Origin of the sequence: Staphylococcus cohnii subsp. cohnii (assembly GCF_002902365.1) — a bacterium.
Taxonomy (GTDB): Bacteria; Bacillota; Bacilli; order Staphylococcales; family Staphylococcaceae; genus Staphylococcus; species Staphylococcus cohnii.
The window spans coordinates 16,449-17,622 of record NZ_PPQC01000061.1 but is presented as its reverse complement, the minus strand read 5'-3'; the positions used below and the strand labels follow the sequence as shown (position 1 = coordinate 17,622).

Sequence of the window (1,174 nt, the reverse complement as noted above, 5' to 3'; positions counted from 1 at the left end):
AATAATAAAAAGTCATTTTCTACTTGATAATTTTTAATTATTGTAGAATTGACTTTTTTTATTAAGATGAGAATTACAATACGTGTGAAATTTATGAGATACTTTAATAGTAATATTTGTAAAGTGGGGGATTGATTTATGACAGATATAGTAATAGTACATTCGAAGTTAGGTGATTCAACGAATCACTGGTATGAATGGTTAGCAAATAATCTTACCTTGGAAGGTTATGTAGTTACACTTTTTAATATTCCGGAAGAACAAAATAGTGATATACGTAAATGGATCAATGTTATGAATGAACAAATTCATATCCGTAAACAAGATACTTATTTTGTAACTCATGGTTTAGGTACAATTGCATCACTTGAATTTATTCAAAGTAAAGACCTAAGCAATATTGAAGGCTTATTTAGTATTTCAGGATTTAAAGAGGATGCACAAGAGATTGATGAGTCGTTAAAATTAGATGATAAAATCATCGACTATGATAAAGTTAAAGAAAAAGTGAATGAATTTTATGGTTTATGTGCAAAGGATGATAAACATGTTTCTTACAAAGAAACAAAGCGTTTAATGGACGCGTTAGATGGCAAGTGTAAAGTCACTGATTTTGGTGGACACTTCATGGAAGATGATGGTTTCACAACATTTACAAACTTGCAAAGTAAAATGATGGGTATCATGAGTAAGTAGATTGGATATTTATAAACATCGCGCATAAAGTAAGACAATAATTTCTATAATTTTAATTATAAAGTGAATAGTTTTTTATAGCTTGCCAACATTTTAAGTGAATAAACTTCGGCAAGCTATAAAAACAAATAAATTTGTGTCATTTATCAACTAAAATTATAATATTATAGTTATATTCCTTTTTTACACAAAATACTTTAATGAAAGCATTGACGAAAGTAATAAAAGTTTATATACTAAATAAGTATTCAGAAATGAGATGGGCTTAACCACTCATTATGACATTTAATTTTTAATTATAAATTAATTATTTGTAAATTAATTTTAAAATAATGTTGATTTTGTAATGGCAATATGGTATATTTAATAGGTAGGCGTCATTAATAATATTAACGCGGGATGGAGCAGTTCGGTAGCTCGTCGGGCTCATAACCCGAAGGTCGGTGGTTCGAATCCGCCTCCCGCAATTACTTAATTT

At 28.4% G+C, this 1,174-nt stretch carries 1 protein-coding gene and 1 tRNA gene; both read left to right on the top strand.

Annotated features, from left to right (window positions below):
* Positions 1-138 precede the first annotated feature (138 nt).
* Positions 139-696: an alpha/beta hydrolase gene (locus tag CD032_RS10650; RefSeq protein WP_019468056.1), complete on the top strand. Its 558-nt coding sequence runs from the start codon at positions 139-141 to the stop codon at positions 694-696.
* 393 nt (positions 697-1,089) lie between these two features.
* Positions 1,090-1,163: transfer RNA gene (locus CD032_RS10645), tRNA-Met, on the top strand.
* Positions 1,164-1,174: the final 11 nt, after the last annotated feature.